The organism is Mycobacterium sp., assembly GCF_035506235.1.
In the GTDB taxonomy this organism is placed as follows: domain Bacteria; phylum Actinomycetota; class Actinomycetes; order Mycobacteriales; family Mycobacteriaceae; genus Mycobacterium.
The window spans coordinates 135150-158559 of the sequence record NZ_DATJPU010000248.1 but is presented as its reverse complement, the minus strand read 5'-3'; the positions used below and the strand labels follow the sequence as shown (position 1 = coordinate 158559).

At 68.9% G+C, this 23410-nt stretch carries 18 protein-coding genes and 3 pseudogenes; 8 read left to right on the top strand and 13 right to left on the bottom strand.

What is annotated here, in order from left to right; all coding sequences use genetic code 11:
* Window positions 1–182 precede the first annotated feature (182 nt).
* The 8 genes from VMD50_RS22990 to VMD50_RS22955 all read right to left on the bottom strand — a co-directional run bounded on the left by VMD50_RS22990 (window position 183) and on the right by VMD50_RS22955 (window position 11865).
* A complete protein-coding gene (locus VMD50_RS22990; RefSeq protein ID WP_325431045.1) occupies window positions 183–2195 on the bottom strand; it encodes a substrate-binding domain-containing protein in 2013 nt (670 codons plus the stop codon).
* 134 nt (window positions 2196–2329) lie between these two features.
* Window positions 2330–4549 carry a malate synthase G gene (locus tag VMD50_RS22985; RefSeq protein ID WP_325431043.1) on the bottom strand — a complete coding sequence of 740 codons (2220 nt, stop codon included), beginning with the start codon at window positions 4547–4549 and terminating at the stop codon, window positions 2330–2332.
* A 297-nt stretch (window positions 4550–4846) separates the two neighbouring features.
* Window positions 4847–5905 (bottom strand): hemolysin family protein, encoded by a 1059-nt coding sequence (locus VMD50_RS22980; protein WP_325431041.1) that lies wholly within the window; start codon window positions 5903–5905, stop codon window positions 4847–4849.
* A complete protein-coding gene (locus VMD50_RS22975; protein ID WP_325431039.1) occupies window positions 5902–7272 on the bottom strand; it encodes a hemolysin family protein in 1371 nt (456 codons plus the stop codon). The genes VMD50_RS22980 and VMD50_RS22975 overlap by 4 nt, the downstream gene beginning before the upstream one ends.
* A 172-nt stretch (window positions 7273–7444) precedes the next feature.
* Window positions 7445–8881, bottom strand: coding sequence for a GuaB1 family IMP dehydrogenase-related protein (locus VMD50_RS22970; RefSeq protein WP_325431037.1), 1437 nt, complete (start codon window positions 8879–8881; stop codon window positions 7445–7447).
* A 45-nt stretch (window positions 8882–8926) separates the two neighbouring features.
* Window positions 8927–10384, bottom strand: a complete 1458-nt coding sequence (gene gndA / locus VMD50_RS22965) for an NADP-dependent phosphogluconate dehydrogenase (RefSeq protein ID WP_325431035.1) — start codon at window positions 10382–10384, stop codon at window positions 8927–8929.
* A 96-nt stretch (window positions 10385–10480) separates the two neighbouring features.
* Window positions 10481–11431, bottom strand: coding sequence for a M56 family metallopeptidase (locus VMD50_RS22960; RefSeq protein WP_325431033.1), 951 nt, complete (start codon window positions 11429–11431; stop codon window positions 10481–10483).
* 14 nt (window positions 11432–11445) lie between these two features.
* Window positions 11446–11865 (bottom strand): BlaI/MecI/CopY family transcriptional regulator, encoded by a 420-nt coding sequence (locus VMD50_RS22955; RefSeq protein ID WP_325431031.1) that lies wholly within the window; start codon window positions 11863–11865, stop codon window positions 11446–11448.
* 293 nt (window positions 11866–12158) lie between these two features.
* On the opposite strand from VMD50_RS22955, the gene VMD50_RS22950 reads away from it, so the two are divergent.
* The 4 genes and pseudogenes from VMD50_RS22950 (at window position 12159) to VMD50_RS22930 (ending at window position 14289) form a co-directional block, all read left to right on the top strand.
* On the top strand, window positions 12159–12575 hold the full coding sequence (locus VMD50_RS22950) for a PaaI family thioesterase (protein ID WP_325431029.1): 417 nt from the start codon (window positions 12159–12161) through the stop codon (window positions 12573–12575).
* Between the two features lie 104 nt (window positions 12576–12679).
* A pseudogene (ureC, locus tag VMD50_RS22945) lies at window positions 12680–12970 on the top strand (urease subunit alpha); the annotation flags it as partial.
* 72 nt (window positions 12971–13042) lie between these two features.
* Window positions 13043–13638: pseudogene (gene ureG, locus VMD50_RS22935) on the top strand (urease accessory protein UreG); the annotation flags it as partial.
* Window positions 13638–14289: pseudogene (locus VMD50_RS22930) on the top strand (urease accessory protein UreD). The pseudogenes ureG and VMD50_RS22930, both read left to right, overlap by 1 nt.
* Here VMD50_RS22930 and VMD50_RS22925 read toward each other — a convergent pair.
* The 3 genes from VMD50_RS22925 to VMD50_RS22915 form a co-directional block, all read right to left on the bottom strand.
* A complete protein-coding gene (locus tag VMD50_RS22925) occupies window positions 14286–15671 on the bottom strand; it encodes an NAD(P)/FAD-dependent oxidoreductase (protein WP_325431027.1) in 1386 nt (461 codons plus the stop codon). The pseudogene VMD50_RS22930 and the gene VMD50_RS22925 overlap by 4 nt on opposite strands.
* Window positions 15672–15847: 176 nt before the next feature.
* A complete protein-coding gene (locus tag VMD50_RS22920; RefSeq protein ID WP_325431025.1) occupies window positions 15848–16765 on the bottom strand; it encodes an LLM class F420-dependent oxidoreductase in 918 nt (305 codons plus the stop codon).
* Between the two features lie 63 nt (window positions 16766–16828).
* Window positions 16829–17506: an SDR family oxidoreductase gene (locus tag VMD50_RS22915; protein WP_325431023.1), complete on the bottom strand. Its 678-nt coding sequence runs from the start codon at window positions 17504–17506 to the stop codon at window positions 16829–16831.
* Window positions 17507–17686: 180 nt separating this feature from the next.
* On the opposite strand from VMD50_RS22915, the gene modA reads away from it, so the two are divergent.
* Window positions 17687–18451, top strand: a complete 765-nt coding sequence (gene modA, locus VMD50_RS22910) for a molybdate ABC transporter substrate-binding protein (protein ID WP_325431021.1) — start codon at window positions 17687–17689, stop codon at window positions 18449–18451.
* 23 nt (window positions 18452–18474) lie between these two features.
* On the opposite strand, the gene VMD50_RS22905 is transcribed toward modA, so the two are convergent.
* Window positions 18475–18717 (bottom strand): hypothetical protein, encoded by a 243-nt coding sequence (locus tag VMD50_RS22905; protein ID WP_325431019.1) that lies wholly within the window; start codon window positions 18715–18717, stop codon window positions 18475–18477.
* Between the two features lie 157 nt (window positions 18718–18874).
* Window positions 18875–19807 carry a YncE family protein gene (locus tag VMD50_RS22900; RefSeq protein WP_325431017.1) on the bottom strand — a complete coding sequence of 311 codons (933 nt, stop codon included), beginning with the start codon at window positions 19805–19807 and terminating at the stop codon, window positions 18875–18877.
* A 448-nt stretch (window positions 19808–20255) separates the two neighbouring features.
* Here VMD50_RS22900 and VMD50_RS22895 point away from each other — a divergent pair, with 448 nt between their 5' ends.
* From VMD50_RS22895 to VMD50_RS22885, 3 genes are all read left to right on the top strand, one after another.
* Window positions 20256–21071, top strand: coding sequence for an ABC transporter permease (locus tag VMD50_RS22895; RefSeq protein WP_325431015.1), 816 nt, complete (start codon window positions 20256–20258; stop codon window positions 21069–21071).
* A gap of 5 nt (window positions 21072–21076) precedes the next feature.
* Window positions 21077–22183 carry a sulfate/molybdate ABC transporter ATP-binding protein gene (locus VMD50_RS22890; protein ID WP_325431013.1) on the top strand — a complete coding sequence of 369 codons (1107 nt, stop codon included), beginning with the start codon at window positions 21077–21079 and terminating at the stop codon, window positions 22181–22183.
* A 97-nt stretch (window positions 22184–22280) separates the two neighbouring features.
* Window positions 22281–23297 (top strand): alanine and proline-rich secreted protein Apa, encoded by a 1017-nt coding sequence (locus VMD50_RS22885; RefSeq protein ID WP_325431011.1) that lies wholly within the window; start codon window positions 22281–22283, stop codon window positions 23295–23297.
* The last annotated feature ends 113 nt before the right edge of the window (window positions 23298–23410 follow it).

Here is a 23410-nt window from a genome sequence, read left to right as displayed (position 1 = left end):
GCAACGCACACGATGCTATGCGGGAGGGGTGATCGCCGGAGTGTCAACGGGAGTCGATCACCATAGGCTGACCCCCGACAGCCACGCCAACCCTGGTCGCGAGCGTAACGGGACTACGAAAAACTCGGCCTAAACTCGCAGTGCGGTCACGCTCGCGGCGGGTCGCGCGTCGATTAGCGCTCTCAGCTCAAAAACATGTTGACGGCTGTGGCCAAATCCGGTGACGCCGACGTGGCCAGGTTCTGGTATCCGCCGCCGCTGAGTTGGGCGACGGCCTCCCATGTCGATCGGTCCGGGTCGCCGCCGAAGTCGATGACGTTGACGGCGATCGGTTTGGCCGGGTCGGCGCTCCTACGGATGAAATCCTGCAGTCCGGCGCCATCCAGGCTTTGGTCGGTGTGCGGCCCGGACGTGATCACCAATATCGAATTCGCCTGCCCCACATGGTAATTGGCCTGGAGCTCCTGGTAGATGATGCGCAGGGTGGTGAACGACACCGCGCCGCCCGCCGACGAATACTGCTTGTCCAGCGCCGCCGCCAGCGCCGCCGAGCGCGGCTGGCCGCCGACGGGGTCACCCAGCGGTCCACCCGGCACCTCCGAGCGGCCCTCGTGGCCGTCGAAGGTCCACAGACCCACGCTGGCGGTGGGCGGCAACGACTTGATCTTGTCCCGAAGCGCCCCGATCACGTTGGCAAGCCGGGTCTTTCCGCCTTCGTCGGTGGGCATCGACTGGTCGAGCATGATGGTCGCGGCCATTCCGCTCGACGGGGCGGCCATGGCTTCGGCCAGCGTGACGCGCATCGCGTCGTCACCCACCGACAGGGTGGCCGGCAGCGCCGGGAAACTGGTGACCGGGCTGCTCGGCGGTTTGACCCCGTTCACCCGGAAGCCGGCCTTCGCCAGCTTCGCGAGTTGCTCGGGTTTTTGCAGGAAGCGGGCGAACCCGCTGGCCGCGGAGGTCTGCTCCGGTGTCAGCCACGAGCCGCTGAGCTGCACCGCGGGATAGTCGGCGACCGGCGCGGGCCCAGCCGGCAGCCAGGAGGCCAGCGCGCCCTTGGCGTCGGACAACGACTGGCCGCGCTGGAACAGTTGCTCCTCGGTGGTGATCACCGCGTGCACCGGTGCGGTCGCCGCGTCGCCGGACTTGAGCAGCGTGTTCATCGCCTCGGTCAGGGAGTTGTCGGCCAGCTTGGGTTGGGCGTTCAACAACGTGCGCACGGCGCCGGTGCCCTGGGTCGGCGGCGCACCCGCCGGAACCGACGCGGCCGCGACGGCCTCGCCGGCCAGAAACGACGCGTCGCCGTTGCCGTTCATGGGCAGCGCCAGCCGCAGCGATCCCCACGCCGGCATGTTCAGGCCGGCCAGCGAGGTCGGGTTGGTTTGCAGGCCGGGCAGCGCGGCCCAGTTCTGGGTCGCCAGGGCCTGCCCGAGTTCGGGCCGGACGGCGAGCACGACCGGCGACGTCACCAGCGAATGGCTTTCCGTGATCGTTTTCTGGCCCGCGGTGGCGGCGAGCCGCGCGGCGGAAACTGAGCTGCCCGGAATCCACAAGGCCGGCTGGCCGCCCAACTCGGCCGGCCACTTGCCGGCGAATCCGTTGAGCACCGCATCGGAGCCGGCCGGTTTGACACCCACCACCATGCAGTGATCGCCGACGGGGCCGGCCGTGGAGTTGTAGCTCTCGGCGAGCTGCTGCACGGGATCGGAGATCGACGGGTCGGCAATGACGGCGACCGACTCCTTGCCCCCGATGCAGCGGGCGGCGGCGTTGTGCGAGCGGTGGGACAGCGCGTCACCGAAGAAGCTCCACAGGATCACGGTGCCCACGACGACGACCACGGCGACGAGCGCGACGATCACCCCGATGCTGACGCCGCGGCGCCCGCCCTCGCTGCGGTGGCCGCCGAGCCGCTCGCCGAGCCCCCGGCGCCCGCCACGGAACCGCGACGACAGCGACGGTGGGGAGGCCGGCGGCTCGGCGCCCGGCTTGCGCGGGGGGAATTCCGGATAGTCGTCGGCGGTGTGGGCGGGAAAGCCTTCGTCTGCGTAGTCGTCCTCACCCCGATATTCATCGGTCGCGGCGCCGCGGTGGTGGTGACCCGTGTCGTCGGCGGGGTACGGCTCGTCGGCGAGGTGTTCGTCAGCGGGCTGGTCGACGGAATCCTCCGGCTCGGGCATGCTGTGCCTACCCATACCGGTGCCCGCCGCCTTTCCGTCGACTCGTCACGTGGGCTTCATTCATCACGTGGGCTTTCCCATCACGTGAGGTGGACTCGGCGCAGATTCTAGTCATCGGCCGCACTACCTACCGCATTGTCGAGCCGCGTTCACCCACCGGCGGCGCGGGCCTTGAATTCGCGCCGGCGCCGATGCAGGATCGGCTCGGTGTAGCCGTTGGGCTGCTGTGTTCCGGACAAGATCAGCTCCTGGGCGGCCAGGAAGGCGACGCTGTCGTCGAAGTTGGGCGCCATCGGCAGGTACTTGGCGTCACCGGCGTTCTGCTGATCGACCATCGGGGCCATCCGTTCCAGGCTGGCGCGGACGTCCTCGCTGGTGATGACGCCGTGCCGCAGCCAGTTGGCCAGCAGCTGGCTGGAGATCCGCAGGGTGGCGCGGTCCTCCATGAGGGCCACGTTGTGGATGTCGGGCACCTTGGAGGATCCGACGCCCTGGTCGATCCAGCGCACCACGTAACCGAGGATGGACTGGCAGTTGTTGTCGACCTCCTCGCGGATCTCCTCGGGGGCCCAGGCCAGCTCCTTGGCCAGCGGAATGGTCAGCAGCTGATCGATGGTCGTCCGCTTCTTGCCGGCCAGTTCCTTCTGCACCGCGATGACGTCGACCTGGTGGTAGTGCATGGCGTGCAGGGTGGCAGCCGTCGGCGACGGCACCCAGGCAGTGCTGGCGCCCTGCTTGGGCTGGCTGATCTTCTGCTGGACCATGTCCGCCATCAGCTCGGTCATGGTCCACATGCCCTTGCCGATCTGCGCGTGACCGGCGAAGCCGGCGGCCAGGCCGGTGTCGACGTTGTTGTCCTCGTAGGCCAGGATCCACGGCTGGGTCTTCATGGCGCCCTTGCGGACCATCGGACCGGCCTCCATCGAGGTGTGGATCTCGTCTCCGGTGCGGTCCAGGAAGCCGGTGTTGATGAACACGATCCGGTCGGCGGCGGCCTTGATGCACGCCTTCAGGTTGACGGTCGTGCGCCGCTCCTCGTCCATGACGCCCACCTTGAGCGTGGTCTGCGGCAGGCCGAGCACGTCCTCGACCCTGCTGAACAGCTCGGTGGTGAACGCCACCTCGTCGGGGCCGTGCATCTTGGGCTTGACGATGTAGATGGAACCGGTGCGACTGTTGACCAGCGGGCCGTTCGCCCCGTCGTTGTCCGAGGCGCCCTTCAGCCCGTGGACGGCGCACAGGCCGGTGAAGAGCGCGTCCTGGATGCCCTCGAAGATCTCTTTCTCCTCGCCGCCGTCGCCGCTCAACACGATTGCGTCGTTGGTCATCAGGTGCCCGACATTGCGCACGAACAGCAGCGCGCGCCCGGGCAGCACCAGCTCGCCGCCGTCGGGGGTGGTGTAGTGGCGGTCCTGGTTGAGCACCCGGGTGAACGTCTTGCCGTCCTTGTCCACCTCCGCGGCAAGATCGCCCCGCATCAGGCCCAGCCAGTTGCGGTAGGCGCGGGTCTTGTCGTCGGCGTCGACGGCGGCCACCGCGTCCTCGAAGTCGATGATCGTGGTCACCGCCGACTCCAGCACGACGTCCTTGATGCCGGCGCGATCGGTCTTGCCGATGGGCGAGTCGGGATCGATCAGGATCTCGATGTGCAGGCCGTGGTTGACCAGCAACACCGACCAGTCGGGGGAGCCGAGCTCGCCGCTGTATCCGACGAACTTGTCGGGCTCGGCCAACCCGACGGCCTCCGCATCCGCACCGACGGCGAGCTCCAGCCGGCCGTCGGCGATGCTCAGGCCCGTCACGTCCGCCCATGAACCCGACGACAGCGGCACGGCCTCGTCGAGGAACCGGCGGGCATAGGCGATCACCTTGTCGCCGCGCACCTTGTTGTAGCTGCTGCCCTGTTCGGCGCCGTCGGTTTCCGGGATCACATCGGTGCCGTAGAGGGCGTCGTACAGTGAGCCCCACCGGGCGTTCGCGGCGTTGAGCGCGAAGCGGGCGTTGGTCACCGGCACCACCAGCTGGGGGCCGGCCGTCGTGGTGATCTCGGGGTCGACGCCGGAGGTGGTGATGCCGAAGTCGTCGGGCTCGGGCAGCAGATAGCCGATCTCGGTCAGGAACTCGCGGTAGGCCTCCGTGTCGATCGGCTCGATGACCCGCTGCCGGTGCCACCTGTCGATCTGGGCCTGCAGCTCGTCGCGGCGGTTCAGCAAATCCTGGTTCCGCGGCGTGAGGTCGGTGACGACTTTGTCGACGCCGGCCCAGAAGCTGTCCGGGTCGATGTCGGTGCCGGGCAGGGCCTCGTTGTTCACGAAGTCGTAGAGCACCTTGGCGACGCGCAAGTTCCCCACCGACACACGATCAGTCATGTTTCTCCTCCATAATGGCTCCTCGGGGGCCAGGCGGAACCTCACCGGCCTCGACAGGCATCGTCGTCAGCCTACCGACCGGCAGCCTGGCGACAGTTACCCGGCCGACCCGCAACAGCAGGTCACGCCGGGCTCCAGCCACAACGATGGTGCCGCGGCGGGCCCGGAGGGTCGCGTCTGGCAACGCATGTTCCGCGGGCCGGGACCCTCTGCTTCTCCAGCATTTCCTTGACTGGTAACCGCTGCAGATCATACGGCCTCCGCGCGGCGCCGCCCGCCTGCCAGGCCCCGGCTGAGCTATGCGTCGCGCATGGCGCCGACGAGGTCCTCCACCAGATCCTCCATCGCCACCATCGCGACCACGGTCTCGGTGGCCCCGGTGGTCCCGCTATCAGCGGTCACCAATGCCAGGTGGCTGTTGCTGCGGCGCATCCGCGACAGCGCGTCGGCCAGCGGCAGCGACCTGGGAACCCGCGGCAGCGGCCGCACCAGCGCCAGGTCGATCACGGTCTTCGGGTCGTCGTCGAGCGTCAGCACGTCCTTGATGTGCAGGTAGCCGATGAACTTGCCGTCGAGGTCGGCGACGGGGAACCGCGAATAGCCGGTTTGCGCCAGGGCCTCCTGGACCGCGCCGACCGTCGGCCCGGAGCCGGGCGCGGCCACCCGCACCGCGCGGATCTCGGCGAGCGGCCGCGCGACATCGCCGACCATTCGGGTACGAAGCTGCAGCGCCCGCGTCAGCCTGCCGTGCTCCTCGGCGTCCAACAGGCCCTCGGACACCGATTCGGTGATCATCATCCTCAACTCCGTGGTGGACACCGCGGCGTCGAGCTGTGACTTGGGCTCCACACGCAGCGCGCGAAGCACCACGTTGGCGCACTTGTCGTAGAACGTGATGAACGGCCGCGCGACGCGGACGTAGGCGAGGTAGGGCGGAACCAGCAGCATCGCCGTGCGCTCCGGGCCGGCGAGCGCGATGTTCTTCGGCACCATCTCACCCAGCAGCACATGCAGGGTCACCACGATGCCCAGCGCGATCACCAGCGACACGGTGTGCAGCACCGCCGGATGCATGCCGGTCAGCTCGAACGCCCTGCGCAGCAGGTCGGCGACCGTGGCCTCGCCGATCCGCCCCAGCAACAGGGAGGCGACCGTCACCCCTAACTGCACGCCGGCCAGCATGGCCGGCAGATTCTGACTGGCGCGGATCACCGTGACGGCGCGCGCCTTGCCCTGCTCCGCCAACGCCTCGAGGCGGTCGCGCCGGGCCGAGATCAACGCGAATTCGGCGCCGACGAAGAACGCGTTCACCCCGATCAGCAGGATGGCAAGCAGCACTCCGAGGGCGTCGTTCATCGCCGGTCCCGTCCGGCGGCGGTTTGGGCGCGGCTGTCCAGTTGTTGCAACTCGAGCAGGTCGATCCGGCGCCCGTCCATCCGAACCACCGTCGCCTGCCAGCGCACCGAGGTGTCCAGCAGGCCGTCGGCGTCCAGGGCGGTCAGTTCCACCGTTTCCCCGGCCACCGGGATGTGGCCGATTTCGCGCAGCACCAGGCCGCCGATCGTCTCGTATGGCCCTTCGGGGGCCCGAAATCCGGTGGCGGCGGCCACCTCGTCGATGCGCAGCAGCCCGTTCACCCGCCAGCCGTTGCCGGCCGCGACCACATCGGGGGTGGCATCGTCGTGTTCGTCGCGGACGTCGCCCACGATCTCTTCGATCAGGTCCTCGACGGTCACCATGCCGGCCGTGCCGCCATACTCGTCGACGACCATCGCGGTTTGCAAGGGGTTGGCACGGATCTCGGCCATCACCGCATCGCCGTCCAGCGTCGAGGGCACCACCGGAACGTGCTGCGCGAGCGTCGTCAGCGGGGTGTGCGGACGATCGGCCGGCGGCACCGCGAACACCTGCTTGACGTGCACTATGCCGACGGTCTCGTCGAGGTCGCCGTCGACGATGGGGAACCGGGAGAACCCGGATTCGGCGGCCGCGGCGATCAGGTCGGCGACGGTGTCGTCGGTCTGCAGCGCCACGATCTTCGACCTCGGCGTCATCAGTTCCTCGGCGGTCAGGGCGCCGAACTGCAGCGATCGCCGCACCAGGGCGGCGGTGGCCGCGTCCATGGTGCCGCTGCGGGCCGAGCTGCGCACCAGCGACGCCAGCTCCTGCGGCGAGCGGGCCGAGCGCAGCTCCTCGGCCGGCTCGATCCCCAGCTTGCGCACGATCCAGTTGGCCGCGCCGTTGGTCAGCCGGATGGCCGGGGTGAAGAGCAGCGAGAAGAGCGACTGAAAGCCCACGACGGCGCGGGCGCTGGACAGCGGGCGCGCGACGGCGAGGTATTTCGGAACGAGCTCACCGAACACCATCGACACCGACGTCACGATCACCAGCGCCAGGAACGCGATGATCGCGTCGGCCAGCCGGTTCGGGATGCCGAGCGAGCTCAGCGCCGGATGCGGCAAGTCCGCCACCAACGGGTCGGTCAGGTACCCGGTCGCCAGCGTGGTGGTGGAGATGCCCAGTTGGGCGCCCGACAGCTGAAACGACAGCTGCCGCTGGGCGCGCTGGATGAGGCGGTCGCGGCGGCCGCCGGCGCGGGCGTTGGCGTCCACCACGCTGCGGTCCAGCGCGGTCAGGGAGAACTCGGCCGCGACGAAGACCCCGTTACCGAAGATGAGCAGCGCGATGGCGAGCACGCTGCCCAGGGTGAGGGCGACGTTCACGACCGCGTCCTGCGGAAGGCCCGGGTCGGCGGTGGGGCCCCGGCGCGTGCCTGCGGCACGTCATCCCTTTCCTCGATGCGGCGCAGCGCTTTGCTGCCAGCCGAAAACTCACGTGAATTCACATGGTAGCCAAGACGTCCAGCGGACAGAACCGCCGTCGCCGGCTTAGCGCTCACCAGCCCAACGGCAGCGGATGGCCCTCGGCGAAACCCGCGGCCGACTGGACACCCACGACGGCGCGCTCGTGCAGCTCGGCCAGGGTGGAGGCACCGACATAGGTGCAGGTGCTGCGCACTCCAGAGGTGACGTGGTCGATCAGGTCCTCGACGCCGCCCCGGATGGGGTCCAGCCCCATCCGCGCCGTCGAGATGCCCTCCTCGAATAGCGCCTTGCGGGCGCGATCGAACGCGGTGTCGTCGCCGGTGCGGGCGACCACCGCCCGCTTGGACGCCATGCCGTAGCTCTCCTTGTAGGGCTGGTCGTCGCGGTCGCGCATCAGGTCCCCGGGCGACTCGTAAGTGCCGGCAAACCACGACCCGATCATGACGTTCGACGCCCCGGCCGCCAGCGCCAGCGCGACGTCCCGCGGATGCCGGATGCCGCCGTCGGCCCACACGTGGCCGCCGGCTTCCCTTGCCGCGGAAGCACATTCGAGCACCGCGGAGAACTGCGGGCGACCCACGCCGGTCATCATCCGGGTGGTGCACATCGCGCCCGGCCCGACGCCGACCTTGACGATGGTCGCCCCGGCGCCCAGCAGATCCCGGGTGCCCTCCGCCGACACCACGTTCCCCGCCGCCAGCGGCAGGCCGAGGTCCAGCTCTGCCACCATCTTGATCGCGTCCAGCGTCTTGACCTGATGCCCGTGTGCGGTGTCGATCACGAGCACGTCGACACCGGCCTCCGCCAGCGACCGGGCCTTGGCGCCCACGCCGCCGCTGATGCCGACGGCCGCGCCGACCCGCAGCCGCCCGCGGGCGTCGGTCGCCGGGGTGTACAGGCCGGCACGGATCGCCCCGGTGCGGGTGAGCACCCCGGCCAGGGTGCCGTCGGCGTTGGTCACCACCGCGACGCCGATCGCCGAGTGCTCGAGCAGGTCGAAGATCTTGCGCGGTTCGGTGCCCACCGGGGCGGTGACGAAGTCGGTCGCGACGACATCGCGCACCCTGGTGAAGCGGTCCACGCCCAGGCAGGAGGATTCGCTGACCACGCCGATGGGACGGCCCTCGAACAGCACGACGGCCACGCCGTGCGCGCGCTTGTGGATCAGCGCCATGGCGTCGGACACCGAGTCGTCGGGCTCCAGCACCACCGGGGTGTCGAGAACCAGGTCGCGGCTCTTGACGAACTGCACCGTCTGCTGCACCGCGGTGATGGGCAGGTCCTGGGGCAGGATCACGATGCCGCCCCGCCGCGACACGGTCTCGGCCATCCGCCGCCCGGCCACCGCGGTCATGTTGGCGACCACGACGGGAATGGTGGTGCCGGAGCCGTCGGTGCTGGACAAGTCGACGTCGAAGCGCGACGCGACCTCCGACCGGTTCGGCACGATGAACACGTCGTTGTAGGTCAGGTCATACCCCGGCCGGTGCCCGTCCAAGAACCTCATGTGACTCGACTGCCCCCTTTGCGCCCTCTTACACGCCGGCCGCCGTCAGGCGGGCACTTCGCTGCGGTCACCGCTCCACAGCGTATGGAAGCGCTTGTCCGGTTCGTCGTCGACGCGGCCGTAGGTGTGCGCGCCGAAGAAGTCGCGCAGTCCCTGGGTTAGCGCCGCGGGCAGCCGCTCGGTGCGCAGCGCGTCGTAGTAGGACAGCGCCGAGGAGAACCCCGGGATCGGGATGCCCAGCTTGGTGGCGGTCACCACGACGCGGCGCCAGCCGTCGATCGCGGCCTCGATCGCGCTGCGGAAGTACGGCGCGACGATCAGCGTCGGCAGGTCTCGGTCCTCGTCGAACGCCTCCTTGATGCGGTTGAGGAACTTCGCCCGGATGATGCAGCCGCCGCGCCAGATGGTGGCCAGGTCGCCCGGCGTGATGCCCCAGTCGTATTCGGCGCTGCCGGCCTGAATCTGGTTGAATCCCTGGGCGTAGGCGATGATCTTCGACGCGTACAGGGCCTGCCGGACGTCTTCGATGAATTGGGCTGCGTCGCTTGGCTTTTGGCCCAGCCGGCCCGAGGCCAGCCCGGTGGTGGCCCTGCGCTGGGTGACCGAGCCCGACAGCGCCCGGGCGAACACGGCCTCGGCGATGCCGGTCACCGGCACGCCGAGGTCGAGGGCCGACTTGACCGTCCACCGGCCGGTGCCCTTCTGCTCGGCCTCGTCGAGGATGACGTCGACGAGCGGCTTGCCCGTCTTGGCGTCCTTCTGGCGCAGCACCTGCGCGGTGATCTCGACCAGGAAGCTGTCCAGGTCGCCGGAGTTCCAGTCGTCGAACACGTCGGCGATCTCGTCGGCGGTCTTGCCGAGCCCGTCGCGCAGCAGCTGGTAGGCCTCGCCGATCAGCTGCATGTCGGAGTACTCGATGCCGTTGTGCACCATCTTGACGAAGTGGCCGGCGCCGTCGGGGCCGATGTGCGTGCAGCAGGGCACCCCGTCGACGTGGGCGGAGATCTCCTCGAGCAGCGGGCCCAGCGACGTGTAGGACTCGGCCGGGCCGCCCGGCATGATCGATGGCCCGTTGAGCGCGCCCTCCTCGCCGCCGGAGATGCCGGCACCGACGAAGTGCAGGCCGCGCTCGCGCATCGCCTTCTCGCGGCGGATGGTGTCGGTGTAGAGGGCGTTGCCGCCGTCGATGATGATGTCGCCTTCTTCCATGGCGTCGGCGAGCTCGTTGATGACCGCGTCGGTGGGGTCGCCGGCCTTGACCATGATCAGCACCCGCCGCGGCTTCTCCAGCGCGTCGAGGAACTCCTCGATGGTCTCCGAGCGCACGAACTTGCCCTCGTCGCCGTGCTCGGAGAGCAGCGCGTCGGTCTTGGCGACGGATCGGTTGTGCAGGGCCACGGTGTATCCATGGTGGGCGAAATTGCGGGCGATGTTCGAACCCATGACCGCGAGGCCGGTGACGCCGATCTGCGCGGTAGCGGTTTTCGCGTCCGACGAACTCATGGCTGCCCTCTCCGTTGGGGAACTCTTCCGAATATCCTTCGGTGACACTGTGTCACAGCGGGCCTGCGTCCGCCCGCGGTGACCGCCGCCCGGGAATCAGAGGTTGAACAGCCGTCGCAGCTCGGTGAGCCACGGAACGACGAGCGCGATGGTGGGCACCACCATGACGGCCGCCGCGGCCAGATATGCGGCTGCCGCGAGCCTCAGGCTGTTGCCGCGCCCGGACAACCGGCGCACCCGCAACACCGTGCTGGGGCCGCCGACGGCGAGCGCGCCCGAGGGCGCCCGTCCCGACGCGCAGGCCACCAGAGCGCGGGCCAGGGGAGTGCGACCGGTGGCGCGTACCGCGGCGTCGTCGGCCAACAGCTCGACGAGCAGCTGCACCGCGCGCAGCGCGTTGGTGCTGCGCACGAGCCGCGGGAAGGCGGCGTGCACGGCGGTGAACGCTTCCAGCACCAAATCGTGGCGGGCCCGCAGGTGGGCGCGCTCGTGGGTGAGGATCGCCGTGACCTCCTCGTCGGCGAGCGTGCTCAGCGCTCCTTCGCTGACGACGACGCGGCTGCGCACGCCGGGCAGGCAGTAGGCGAGCGGCTGCCGAACGTCCAGGATGCGCAGGTCGCGACGGCGGGCACGCGGCTGGCCGGCGGCCGCGTCGTGCCCGACCCCGACGAGGTCGACGAGCATGCGGTGATGGGCCCGCCGGCGCCGGTTGGCGATGGCCACCCGCACGACAGCGACCATCAACCGGGCGCCGACCACGACGGTCAACGCGAAGACGGCAATGTATGCGGTCCACAGCGGCCATCCGAGCCGGCCGGCGGAGCCGACGATGCCGGCCGTGGGCCGCCCGTCGGGACCGGGGACGAGCAGCCGGCTGGCGATCGCGATCCCGGCGCTGAACGCCGACAGGACCGCGGCCAGCGCGACGGACTGCCAGAGCACCATAGCGGCGCGGGGCGCGCGCAACGGCCAACTCGCTCGTGCCAGTATGGCCGGCGCCGGGCCGACCAACAGCACCGCGAGGATGGTGAAGGCCAGCGCTGACACGCTGCTAGTCTCCCTCAGTCCTCCGCCGCTGCGCCAGCCGACGGCGTGTCATTGCGTTGACTGGCTTCCAGCTCGGCGAGCGCGCGCCGCAGCGCCTCGGCCTCGTCGGCGCCGACCCGCTCGACGAAGTGCACCAGCGCCGCCTGCCGTCCCCCGGAGTCCTCCGCCTGCGCCAGCGCATCGACCATGAGCCCGGCGACCAGCTCGTCGCGACCGTGCACCGGTGCGTACCGGTGGGCGCGGTCGTCGCGGATCTGGGAGACCAGGTTCTTCTTGGCCAGCCGCTGCAGGACGGTCATGATCGTCGTGTAGGCGAGGTCGCGTTGCGCCGACAACGCCTCGTGGACTTGGCGAACGGTCTGGGGTTCGGCGGTGGACCACAAATGATCCATCACCGCGCGTTCCAGATCCCCGAGCCGGGTCAGCTTGGCCATAGTGCGTTCATCTCCTGAGCGTCGAAACCAGGGTACTCCGCTTACTACCGACGGTCGTACCAACAAGGTCCGCGTGCGCCGTGTTTCAGCGAGAACATACCTTGCGAGCTTAGGGCAGCCTTGCCTATGCTAATGGCGGTCGAGCGACAATGACCGCGGCGGAGTCCTGAGGGCTGCAGCGACCCCCGGTCTACTCGATCGGCGAGCCCCGCGCCCGGCGCGGGGCTCGCCCGTTTCACGGGCAGGCGTTCCGCTCCGACGGCCCCGTGTCGCCAATGGTGTAGACACATAACGTGCCACCGCCGCCCGACGCGAACTTGCCGCCGAATGCCACCGCGCCGTTCGATGCCGAGCTGGGGCTGCGGTTCACCGAACTCGGCCCCGACGGCGCCCGCGCCGAGCTCGAGGTCACGCCGAAACTCTTGCAGCCGATGGGCCTCGTGCACGGCGGCGTCTACTGCTCGATCATCGAGAGCATGGCCAGCGTGGCCGCCTACACCTGGCTCAACGCGAAGGGCGACGGCGGCAACGTGGTGGGCGTCAACAACAACACGGACTTCCTGCGCTCGATCGGCTCCGGGATGGTGTACGGCGACGCCGAACCGATTCATCGCGGCCGGCGCCAGCAGCTGTGGCTCGTCACGATCACCGACGACGGCGATCGGGTGGTGGCCCGCGGTCAGGTGCGGCTGCAGAACCTCGAGGCGTAATTCCCAGCAAGTTCCCAGCAGCCGGCCAGTCATTACGGAGGCTGCCAGCCACGGCGGCGTGGGCCTTCCGAAAATGCCTGTTCCGCAAGGGAAATCACGACGCCCCCGTGCTCCCGCGGCCGATGTTCGGGGCCGCGGCGGCTCCCGCCACCTCGGTGCACTTCGTGGCACCGCAGGCCATCGAGGCGGGCCTGGCCGAAAGGCTCGCCCTCAACCGGCGATTGGTCCCCGTCAAGGACGTCGGCTCCGTCGGCAAGGCCGACCTGCCGCTCAACGACGCCATGCCGGCCATCGAGATCGATCCCGACACCTTCACCGTGTGCATCGACGGCGAAGTCTGGGAAGAGCAACCGGCGACGGAACTTCCCATGGCACAACGATATTTCCTGTTCTGATGGTGCGCTGATGGTTCAGACGCCACTGGCAACCCTGCTCGCGCTGGCCGACTCGCGGCTGCCCACCGGCGCGCACGTGCACTCCGGTGGCGTCGAAGAGGCCGTCACCGGCGGCATGGTGACCGGCCCGGCTCCGGCAAGACCGCACTGGTCGCGGCCCTGTGCCGGCAGTTGCGCGGCGAGCTGTCGCTGGCGGTGCTGACCAACGACATCTACACCACCGAGGACGCCGACTTCCTGCGCAAGAACGCCGTGCTGCCCGACGACCGGATCGCGGCCGTGCAGACCGGGGGCTGCCCGCACACCGCGATCCGCGACGACATCACCGCCAACCTGGACGCCATCGACGACCTGACCGCCGCCCACGACGCGCTGGACCTGATCCTGGTCGAGTCCGGCGGCGACAACCTGACCGCCACCTTCTCGTCGGGCCTGGTGGGCGTGCAGATCTTCGTCATCGACGTGGCCGGCGGGGTGACCTACTCGGATCTGTTGGTGGTCAACAAGATCGACCTCGCGCCATTGGTCGGCGCCGACCTGCAGGTGATGGCCCGCGACGCGGACGCCGTGCGCGAGGGCCATCCAAGATCATGCAGCCGTTGACCAATGACCCGGCGGCCACCGAGGTGCTGGCCTGGGTGCGCGCCCAGTTGGCCGCTTCGCCCTGATGCACTCCGAGGTTGTGCTGGTCGCGTCGGCCGGCCGGGTGCCTCGCATCCGGTGCCGCGGCGGCGGCATCCAGGCGCGCTGCACCCGCGGCCGACGCGGTGCACCTGGTGTCGGCGGCCGCCATGCCGCTGGGCGGCGACACCATCGACATTCGGGTCATCGTCGAATACGGTGCCCGGCTCAGGCTGCGCAGCGCCGCGGCCACAGTGGCGCTGCCGGGCGCAACAACGCCGACGTCGCGCGCCCGCTGGGTGCTCGAGGTGAGCGGGAGCCTCGACGTCGACCTCGAGCCGACCGTCGTCGCCGGCGCTGCCCGGCACCTGTCCGGCGTGGCCCTGTCCCTGCACGACGAGGGGATGGTCCGGTTTCGCGAGCGGGTGCAGATCGGCAGATACACTGAGCGCGAAGGGTTTTGGTTCGGCTCCCTGCACGCCGACCGGAACGGCCTGCCGCTGCTGCGCCATCGGGTGGAACTGGGCGCGGGATGGCTGGCCGACGACCACATCGCGTCGCCCCGCGCCGCCGTCAACGAATTACGCTATCCGGCAACGAGTTTCGAAGCCGCCGCCATGGACGAAGGATCGACCGTGCTGGCGTTGGCCGGCGGTGGGACGCTGAGCACCTGGCAGGCCGAGCGGCTGGCGGGTTAGCTGGCCCGCCTGGCCGCCGGACGCTTGGCCTCGGCCGCTGCCACCGCCAATTGTTCGAGGCGGGTGCGGGCAAACGCCTGCTGCTCGGTGATGGTGAGCTGGCCGCGGCGGGTGCTCAAGAAGGTCACCGTCCACGACAGCAGCGTGCTGACCTTGGTTTTGAACCCGACCAGGTAGACCAGGTGCAGCACCAGCCACATCAACCAGGCGATGAAACCGCTGAACTCCAGCGGGCCGATCTTGGCCACCGCGGAAAACCGCGACACCGTGGCCATGGAGCCCTTGTCGAAGTACTGGAACGGCTCGCGCTCGGCGGGATCGGCGCCGCCGAGTTCGGCCTTGATCGCGGCGGCGGCATACTTGGCGCCCTGGATGGCGCCCTGCGCCACGCCCGGCACGCCCTCGACGGCGGCCATGTCACCGATGACGAACACGTTCGGATGCCCGGGGATCGACAGGTCCGGCAGCACCTTGACCCGCCCGGCCCGGTCGACTTCGACCGATGACTGCTCGGCGAGGTCTCTGCCCAGCCCGCTGGCCTGAACCCCGGCGGACCACACCTTGCACGCGGACTCGATGCGCCGGGTGGTGCCGTCGGAGTCCTTGACCGTGACGCCGTTGCGGTCGACATCGGTGACCATCGCGCCCAGTTGGATCTCCACACCCATCTTCTCCAGCCGCGCGGCCGCCCGCTCGCCGAGCTTTTCGCCGAACGGCGGCAGCACCGCGGGGGCGGCGTCGAGCAGGATCACCCGCGCCCTGGTGGAGTCGATGTGCCGAAACGAGCCCTTCAGGGTGTGCGTGGCCAATTCGGCTATCTGACCGGCCATTTCGACGCCGGTGGGGCCGGCACCGATGACCGTGAACGTCAGCAGCTTGGCCTGTCGTTCCGGGTCGCGGGACCGCTCGGCCTGCTCGAAGGCGCTCAAGATCCGTCCCCGGACCTCGAGCGCGTCGTCGATCGATTTCATGCCCGGGGCGAACTCGGCGAAGTGGTCGTTGCCGAAGTACGACTGGCCGGCGCCGGCGGCGACGATCAGGCTGTCATAGGGGGTTTCGTAGGTGTGGCCGAGCAAGTCCGAGACGACGAAACGCCCGTCCAGATCGATGTGCGTGACGTCGCCGAGCAGCACCTGGACATTGCGCTGCCTGCGCAGGACGACCCGGGTCGGCGGGGCGATGTCGCCCTCGGACACGATCCCGGTGGCCACCTGATAGAGCAGCGGCTGGAACAGGTGGTGGGTGGTGCGGGCGATCAGCTTGATGTCCACGTTGGCGTGCTTCAGCTTCTTTGCCGCGTTGAGCCCCCCGAATCCCGATCCGATGATGACGACTTGATGACGACGCTCCGGTGCGGCAGTGGTTTCTGCCTGCGTGCTCATGTTCGGGCTGCTCCTGATCGGGGGCTGCTGGACGCGCGAGTTCAGTTAGCTACCACGCTAGTCAAGGCGATGCCCCCATACCAAAATCGTAAGCATGTGTAATCAAGCACATTGCGCATCGGGCCTGGTCGAGTGAACGTGATACTCGTCATGCCCGACGCGAAATGCGTTGTGCGTTAAAGCCCGACGACCGGGCGCAGCGCTTCGCCGGCCGCGCTGATGACGCCGGGCGTGTAGAAGGGCATGTTGATGATCACCCCGTCGACCCCGGCGTCGAGGACCTTGGTCTTGATTTGTTCGGCGACCGACTCGGCGCTACCTACCACCATGCGCTGGGCCATCTCGGCGGGGATCTGGTCGGCCTTGAAGTTCTCGTCGACGACCGCGGTGGTCAGCGTGCTGGTCTCCAGCGTGGCCGGGTCGCGGCCGATTTCCTCGCAGCGCTGCTGCACGACCTTCAGCTTCGCCGGCAGCTCGTCGAACCCGGCGATGACGTTGAGGTGATCGAAGTGGCGCGCGGCGAGCGGGATCGTCTTCTTCTCGCCGCTGCCGCCGATCATCAACGGAATGTGATCGCGGAAGCGGGGATTGGCCATCGCCTGGTCGACGTGGTACCACTTGCCGGCGAACGTCGGCCGCTCACCCTTGAGCATCGGCAGGATGATCTGCAGCGCCTCGTCGAGCCGGTTGAACCTGTCGGTGAAGGTGCCGAATTCGAAGCCCAGCTGGTCGTGCTCGAGCTCGAACCAGCCGGTCCCGATGCCCAGGATCGCCCGCCCCTGGCTCACCACGTCCAGGGTGGTGATGATCTTGGCGAGCAGGGTCGGATTGCGGTACGTGTTGCCGGTCACCAGGGTGCCCAGCTGCACCCGCTCGGTCCCGGTGGCCAGCGCGCCCAGCGCGGTGTAGGCCTCCAGCATCGGCTGGTCGGGATCGCCCAGCATGGGCAGTTGGTAGAAGTGGTCCATCACGAAGACCGAATCGAAGCCGGCCGCTTCGGCCTCGCGAGCTTGAGCCAGAACAGTGGGGAAGAGCTTGTCCACCCCGGTGCCGTAGGAAAAGTTGGGAATCTGCAAACCGAGTCGAATAGCCACGCTAGTTACCGTAGCCACCGGCCCGGCGTCCGAACCAGAGCGTGAAACCGATTCGATTCAGCCTCAGGCGAAATGCGCCAGCGCGCCGTGGCTCACGTGCAGCGTCTGTCCGGTGATGTGGCGAGCCGCCGGGGTGGTGAGGAACAGCGCCAGGCGAGCCAGCTCCGCGGCCGCCGGCGGCGCGGTGCGGGACAGGCCGTCGTAACCCGGCTGGACGCTGCGGCCACTGGCCACGGCGTTGACCGTGATCCCGCGAGTGCCGAAGAGGCCCGCCTGTCCGGTGATCCAATTCGACAGCGTCGCTTTGATTGCGGCATCGATGCTTCCGGCGGGCGGGTTCTCGGCCACCACGCTGACGATCGAGCCACCGGAGCGGAGGTGATCGCCGACGGCCTGCACGGTCAGCACCGCCGACAACACCGTCGCGTCGAGGGCATGGCGCCACGCCGCGGCCGTGTCGGACAGCGAGTACGCGCGCGGGTCGCCCGCGTCCCGGGTCGGCGCCGGCACGTTGACGATGGTGTCCAGGTGATGCGGGAACAAACCGCGAACCGACTCCAGGCTGGCCGGGTCGGTGGTGTCGCAGACGATCGCGTCCGCGTCGAGCTCCTTCGCGGCGATCTCGAGGTCGTCGCGGCGCGCGCCCACCAGGGTGACCTTGTGACCGTCATCGCGGAAACCCTCGGCTACCGTGCGCCCCAGCTCCGTGTCCCCGCCAGTGACCAGCACCTCCACTGCCATGACCTCCTCGTCTCGGCCCGCTATGGCATCGACCGCGGTTTATGTTACTGGACGGTAGCTAGTCGGCGAAATTCCGGACGCCGCGACGCGCGGATCAATTGCATAACGCTTCAGCCGTTCCTTTTTTGCGACGATTCGGCCCGCGAGCCGACCGCATCCTCGGCGGGATAGGGTTCACCCATGCGGCGGATCGGGATCCTGGCCGGTGTGGTTTCGACGGTGCTGATCGCGGGCCTGGTCGGGTGCGGTTCGAAACCGCCCTCGCCGGCGTCCGGGAAGGTTGTCGTGTTCGGCGCGGCCTCGCTGAAGCCGGCGTTCACTCGGATCAGTCAGCAGTTCACGGGCGAAAACCCCGGCAGCACTGTCGATTTCGAGTTCGCGGGTTCCTCCGAGCTCGCCACCCAGTTGACGCAGGGCGCGACGGCCGACGTCTTCGCGTCGGCCGACACCGCGCAGATGGACACCGTCGCCAGAGCGGGACTGCTGGCGAGCGGCCCGACCAACTTCGCGTCGAACACGCTGGTCATCGTCACCGCCCCGGGCAACCCGAAGAAGCTCGGATCCTTCGCCGACCTCGCCCAGCCCGGGCTGGTCGTGGTGATCTGCCAGAAGCCGGTGCCGTGCGGGGCGGCGACCCGGCGCATCGAGGACAACACGGGGGTGCACCTCAACCCGGTCAGCGAGGAACTCAGCGTGACCGATGTCCTGAACAAGGTCACCACCGGACAGACCGACGCCGGGTTGGTGTACGTCACCGACGCCCGCAGCGCCGGGAACAAAGTGGCGACCGTGAACTTTCCGGAGGCCGCCGGCGCGGTGAACGTCTATCCGATCGCGGCGCTGAAGAACGCCCCGCAACCGACGTTGGCGAAAAAGTTCGTGGCCATGGTGACCGGTGACACCGGTCAAAACATCCTGTCCCAGTACGGCTTCGCCAAACCTTGAACCGTGCACCGGTGCACCACCGCTCACCGCTGAACCACCTCCGCTCCTGAGGGGGCGTTCAGCTGGGGGTGCTCGAGTTCTGTTCGGGCCTGGTCGATTCGGTCATAGGCGTACGTCGCCATGGCGGTAATCGTCATCGTTTCGCCCTTGCGGGCGAGCGATTCGTAGCGTTCCTCGCCGAGAACGTCGCGGAGATTGGCGATCGCAGTGGTGATCTCGGGAAGAACCGTGAACAGGAACGTCACGACACCCGAAGGAGCGGGCACCTCTGCAGAATCTCACAACAGACCCGCTCCGAACTCGCACATTGGCGGAAACTAACGCGCCGAGCACAGGACGCTAGCCGATTCGCAACACGCCCAGCCGGGACGTTCAAGCCTGCTCAAAGCGCTCGGCGTGGGAGCACAGATCGACCAGCGCGAGTCAGTACTGATAGATGAGGATTTTCTGCCGATCACCGCCCGGTGAAACGAACACCCGGCGTCCCGCCTTGTCGACCTCCAGCCACCTGGTGTCGCTGGGCGCCGACCCGGGAATATCGGGGAGTGCCACAAATTTCGTCAGGGTGCTCGCTCCGCCGGAGAGCACATACAGATCGTTCGAGTTGAAAAATATGACAAACAAGCGCCCGTCACCGGTAGCCGCAAACCCCTGACACCGTCCCGGTCCGCTGAATTCCCCTGTTTTCGTGCCGGTGCCACCGTCAAAGACGGAAATCCTTGAGGGCGAGATGACCGGGTCAGCCCCGACTTCGACGTAGGCAGTATTCGTCTTCGGCTCGAAGCCCATGGTCATTGGTTCGCCTGGGCCGTTGACTGGCGTGCGCCATTTCTCCTTCAACATCTTGTCCGCACGCGCGAGACCGAACGCGTTCAAGTACAGAAGGTCACCACTCGCCGAGTCCACCGCGATCTGTCCGACCATCGGGCTCTTGCCCTTCACGTTTGGCCCGACGACATTTTCGCGGAGGATGTGGCCGTCGGCATCGAACTCGACGAGGCACGCGCCCTCGTCGGTGGCTCCGCCGGCGTACACCACGTTGGTGGCCTGGTTGATCGCGAGCCCCTCTAAGGAGCAGGACGGCTTCTGGGCTGTGGACATGAGCGTGTCCGAGTCCGTGCTGAACACCTTGATATCCCCCGACATCATGAGCGCGTACCCACGCCTGAGGTGGTCATTGACCACGATGTTTTGCTGCAAGCCCTCGATCGACGTGTCGAACCGCTCAATTGGCCCCGTCGGTGCTGCCGACAGCGAGACGACATACTCTCTCCATCGTGGCGGCGGTGAACCCCGTGCTGTTCCACCCTCGATGCCACTTGCATACAACTTGTTGGCCGAGGCACTAAACGTCACAGACATAGGCTCAAATGGCAACGCTATGGCGGTCGTCAGCGGCGGCGGGCCAGTTGGGGACAAGGTTGCGGGCTGGGACATTCTTAGGGGTTGTGGCGGCGTCCTATTGAGCCAGCAGCCAGCGAGAATTGCGGTCAGCGCGATCGCGATTGCCCAGCACAACTGCCGGTTCCGCATGGAGGCAATTGTCGCAGCAGCGGGCTTTTGCTGCGCGCACTTCGGGGCGGACGCTGCACCACTCCGCGCCGCGCCGATGCAGGCAGACGTTCGGTTGACCAATATGCGGCGGGTCGACCTGCACCCGGACCGGGTCGTCGGTTCGCCCGGAGCTGAGCAAGGCAAGGGCTCCGAGCTCGCACATCGGCGGAAACTACCGCGCCGAGCGCACGACGCTAGCCGATTCGCAACACACCCAGCGCTAAGTTGAGGCGGTTTAGATCTCCCGACCATGGCTAGGGGTGTACGTATTAGCGAGCGTCGCACGGATCTGCCGCGGTGGGTATACATTCCCGCCGCCGTGGGGACCGCGTTCGTGGTCCTGCCGCTGGTCGCGATCGCGATCAAGGTCGACTGGCCGAACTTCTGGTCGCTGATCACGAGCGACTCGTCCAGGACGGCGCTGATGCTGAGCCTGAAGACCGCCGCCGCCAGCACAGTCCTGTGCCTGCTGCTGGGAGTGCCGATGGCGCTGGTGCTGGCCCGCAGCAGGGCGCGCCCGGTGCGGATGCTGCGACCGCTGATCCTGTTGCCGTTGGTGCTGCCGCCGGTGGTGGGCGGCATCGCGTTGCTCTACGCGTTCGGCCGGCTGGGCCTGATCGGGCACTACCTGGAGGCCGCCGGCGTGAGCATCGCCTTCACCACCAGCGCGGTGGTGTTGGCGCAGACGTTCGTCTCGCTGCCGTTTCTGGTGATCTCCCTCGAGGGCGCCGCGCGCACCGCCGGAGCCGACTACGAGGTGGTGGCCGCGACGCTGGGCGCGCGGCCCAGCACGGTCTGGTGGCGGGTGACCCTGCCGTTGCTGCTGCCGGGGATGACGTCGGGAGCGGTGCTGGCGTTCGCCCGCTCGCTCGGGGAGTTCGGGGCGACGCTCACGTTCGCCGGTTCCCGGCAGGGCGTCACCCGGACGCTGCCGCTCGAGATCTACCTGCAAAGGGTGACCGACGCGAACGCGGCCGTGGCGCTGTCGATCCTGCTGGTGGCGGTCGCGGCGCTGGTGGTGCTGGGTTTGGGGGCCCGCCGGCTGACCGGGACGGACGCGGGGTAGCCGCGATGAGCGAGCTGCAGCTGCGCGCCGTCGTCGCCGACCGCCGCCTGGATGTGGAGTTCTCGGTATCCCCCGGCGAGGTGCTGGCCGTCCTGGGGCCCAACGGCGCCGGCAAGTCCACCGCCCTGCACGTCATCGCCGGCCTGGTTCGTCCCGACGAGGGGGTGGTGCGGCTGGGGGATCGGGTGCTGACCGACACCGCGGCCGGGGTGAACGTGGCAACGCACGATCGTCGGGTCGGGTTGCTGCTGCAAAACCCGCTGCTGTTCCCGCACCTGAGCGTCGCCGCCAACGTCGCGTTCGGGCCGCACAGCCGCCGCGGGTCGGTCCGCCCGGCCCGGGCCGGACGGCGGGCGACGGCGCTGCGCTGGCTGCGCGAGGTGGACGCCGAGCGCTTCGCCGACCGGAAACCGCGGCAGCTCTCCGGGGGCCAGGCCCAGCGGGTGGCGATCGCCCGCGCGCTGGCGGCCGAACCCGATGTGTTGCTGCTCGACGAGCCGCTGGCCGGGCTCGACGTCGCCGCGGCCGCGGGCATCCGCGCGGTGCTGCGCAACGTGGTCACCCGAACCGGCTGCGCGGTCGTCGTGGTCACCCACGAACTGCTCGACGTGTTCACGCTGGCCGATCGCGTGCTGATCCTCGAGTCGGGGAAGATCGCCGAAATCGGGCCGGTGGCAGAAGTTCTCACGGCGCCGCGCAGTCATTTCGGTGCCCGCATCGCGGGCATCAACATCGTCAACGGCACCGTGGGCGCCGACGGGTCGCTGCACGATCGCTCCGGCGCTCATTGGCATGCGACCCCGGCCCAGCAGCGGGACCCCCACACTGAAAACATCGTCAACGCGGTCGCGGTGTTCGCGCCCACGGCGGTGGCCGTGTATCGGGACCATCCACACGGCAGCCCGCGCAATACGGTCGAGGTGACGGTGGCCGAGCTCGATGTCCGCGGGTCCGCGGTCGTGGTGCGGGGCCGGGAACAGTCGGATGGCGCCCCGGGACTGGCCGCCGAGATCACCGTGGACGCCGCCACCGAGTTGCGGCTGACACCCGGGGAGCGGGTGTGGTTCTCCGTGAAGGCCCACGAAGTCACGCTGTATCCGGCACCGCGATGACCTGCGTGGACGCCCGCAAGGTTGCACGTCGGCAACATCGGCAAAACTGCCGCAAGGCGCCCTTGCGTCACAGCGGTAACACGGTAGGTTCGTCGCCATGGAGCAGGTGGACGCGAACTCGACACGTCGCAAAGGATTCTGGGCGACGCTGGCGGTCGCCACGGTGACCGGCGCCAGCGCGGTCGCCATCGCATTGCCGGCGACCTCCAGCGCCGATCCGGAGACCCCGACCCCGGTGCCGCCGAGTACGACGACGGCGCCCGCACCCGCCCCCGCACCGGGCACCACCACGCCACCGCCCCCGCCGGGCGCCCCGGGAGCGCCGCAGGCCCAGCCGGGCGATCAAAACCCGGCACCGCCGCCACCGCCAGTTGACCCGAACGCGCCGCCGCCACCGCCCGTCGACCCCAACGCGGGCCGGATCGGCAACGCCGTCGGCGGGTTCAGCTTCGTCCTTCCGCCCGCCTGGGTGGAGTCTGACGCGTCCCACCTGGATTACGGTTCGGAGTTGCTCAGCAAGACCACCGGCCAACCCCCGGCTCCCGGGCAAGCGCCGCCCGTCGCCAACGACACCCGCATCGTGATGGGCCGGCTGGATCAAAAGCTCTACGCCAGCGCCGAAGCCACCAACGCCAAAGCCGCGGTCCGGTTGGGCTCGGACATGGGTGAGTTCTTCATGCCTTACCCCGGCACCCGGATCAACCAAACCAGCACCCCGCTGACCGCCGCCAACGGGATCACCGGAAGCGCGTCGTACTACGAGGTCAAATTCAGCGACCCGTCCAAGCCGAACGGCCAGATCTGGACGGGCGTGGTCGGCTCGCCCTCGGCCGGTAGCGCACCCCCGCAGCGCTGGTTCGTGGTGTGGCTGGGGACCTCGAACGACCCGGTGGACCAGGGTGCGGCGAAGGCGCTGGCCGAGTCGATCCAGCCCTGGGCACCCCCGGCCGCCCCGGCGCCCGAGCCGGGTGCCCCCGCGCCGGCCCCGGGGGCACCGGCACCGGCTCCGGCTCCTGGTGCTCCCGCCCCCGCACCGGCCCCGGGCCAGGCGCCCGCGGGCGAGGTCACTCCCGGCGCCGCGCCGACGCCGCAGCAACGGCCCGCGGCAAGCTGATCCGGCGGTCCTCTCTTCCGCCAATTCGGCACATGTTTCATAAGGAGAAATCGGGTATTCCCAGAGGACGGCCCAGCGGTCCCGCTGGGCTTTGCCGACGATTGCAAGGAGAG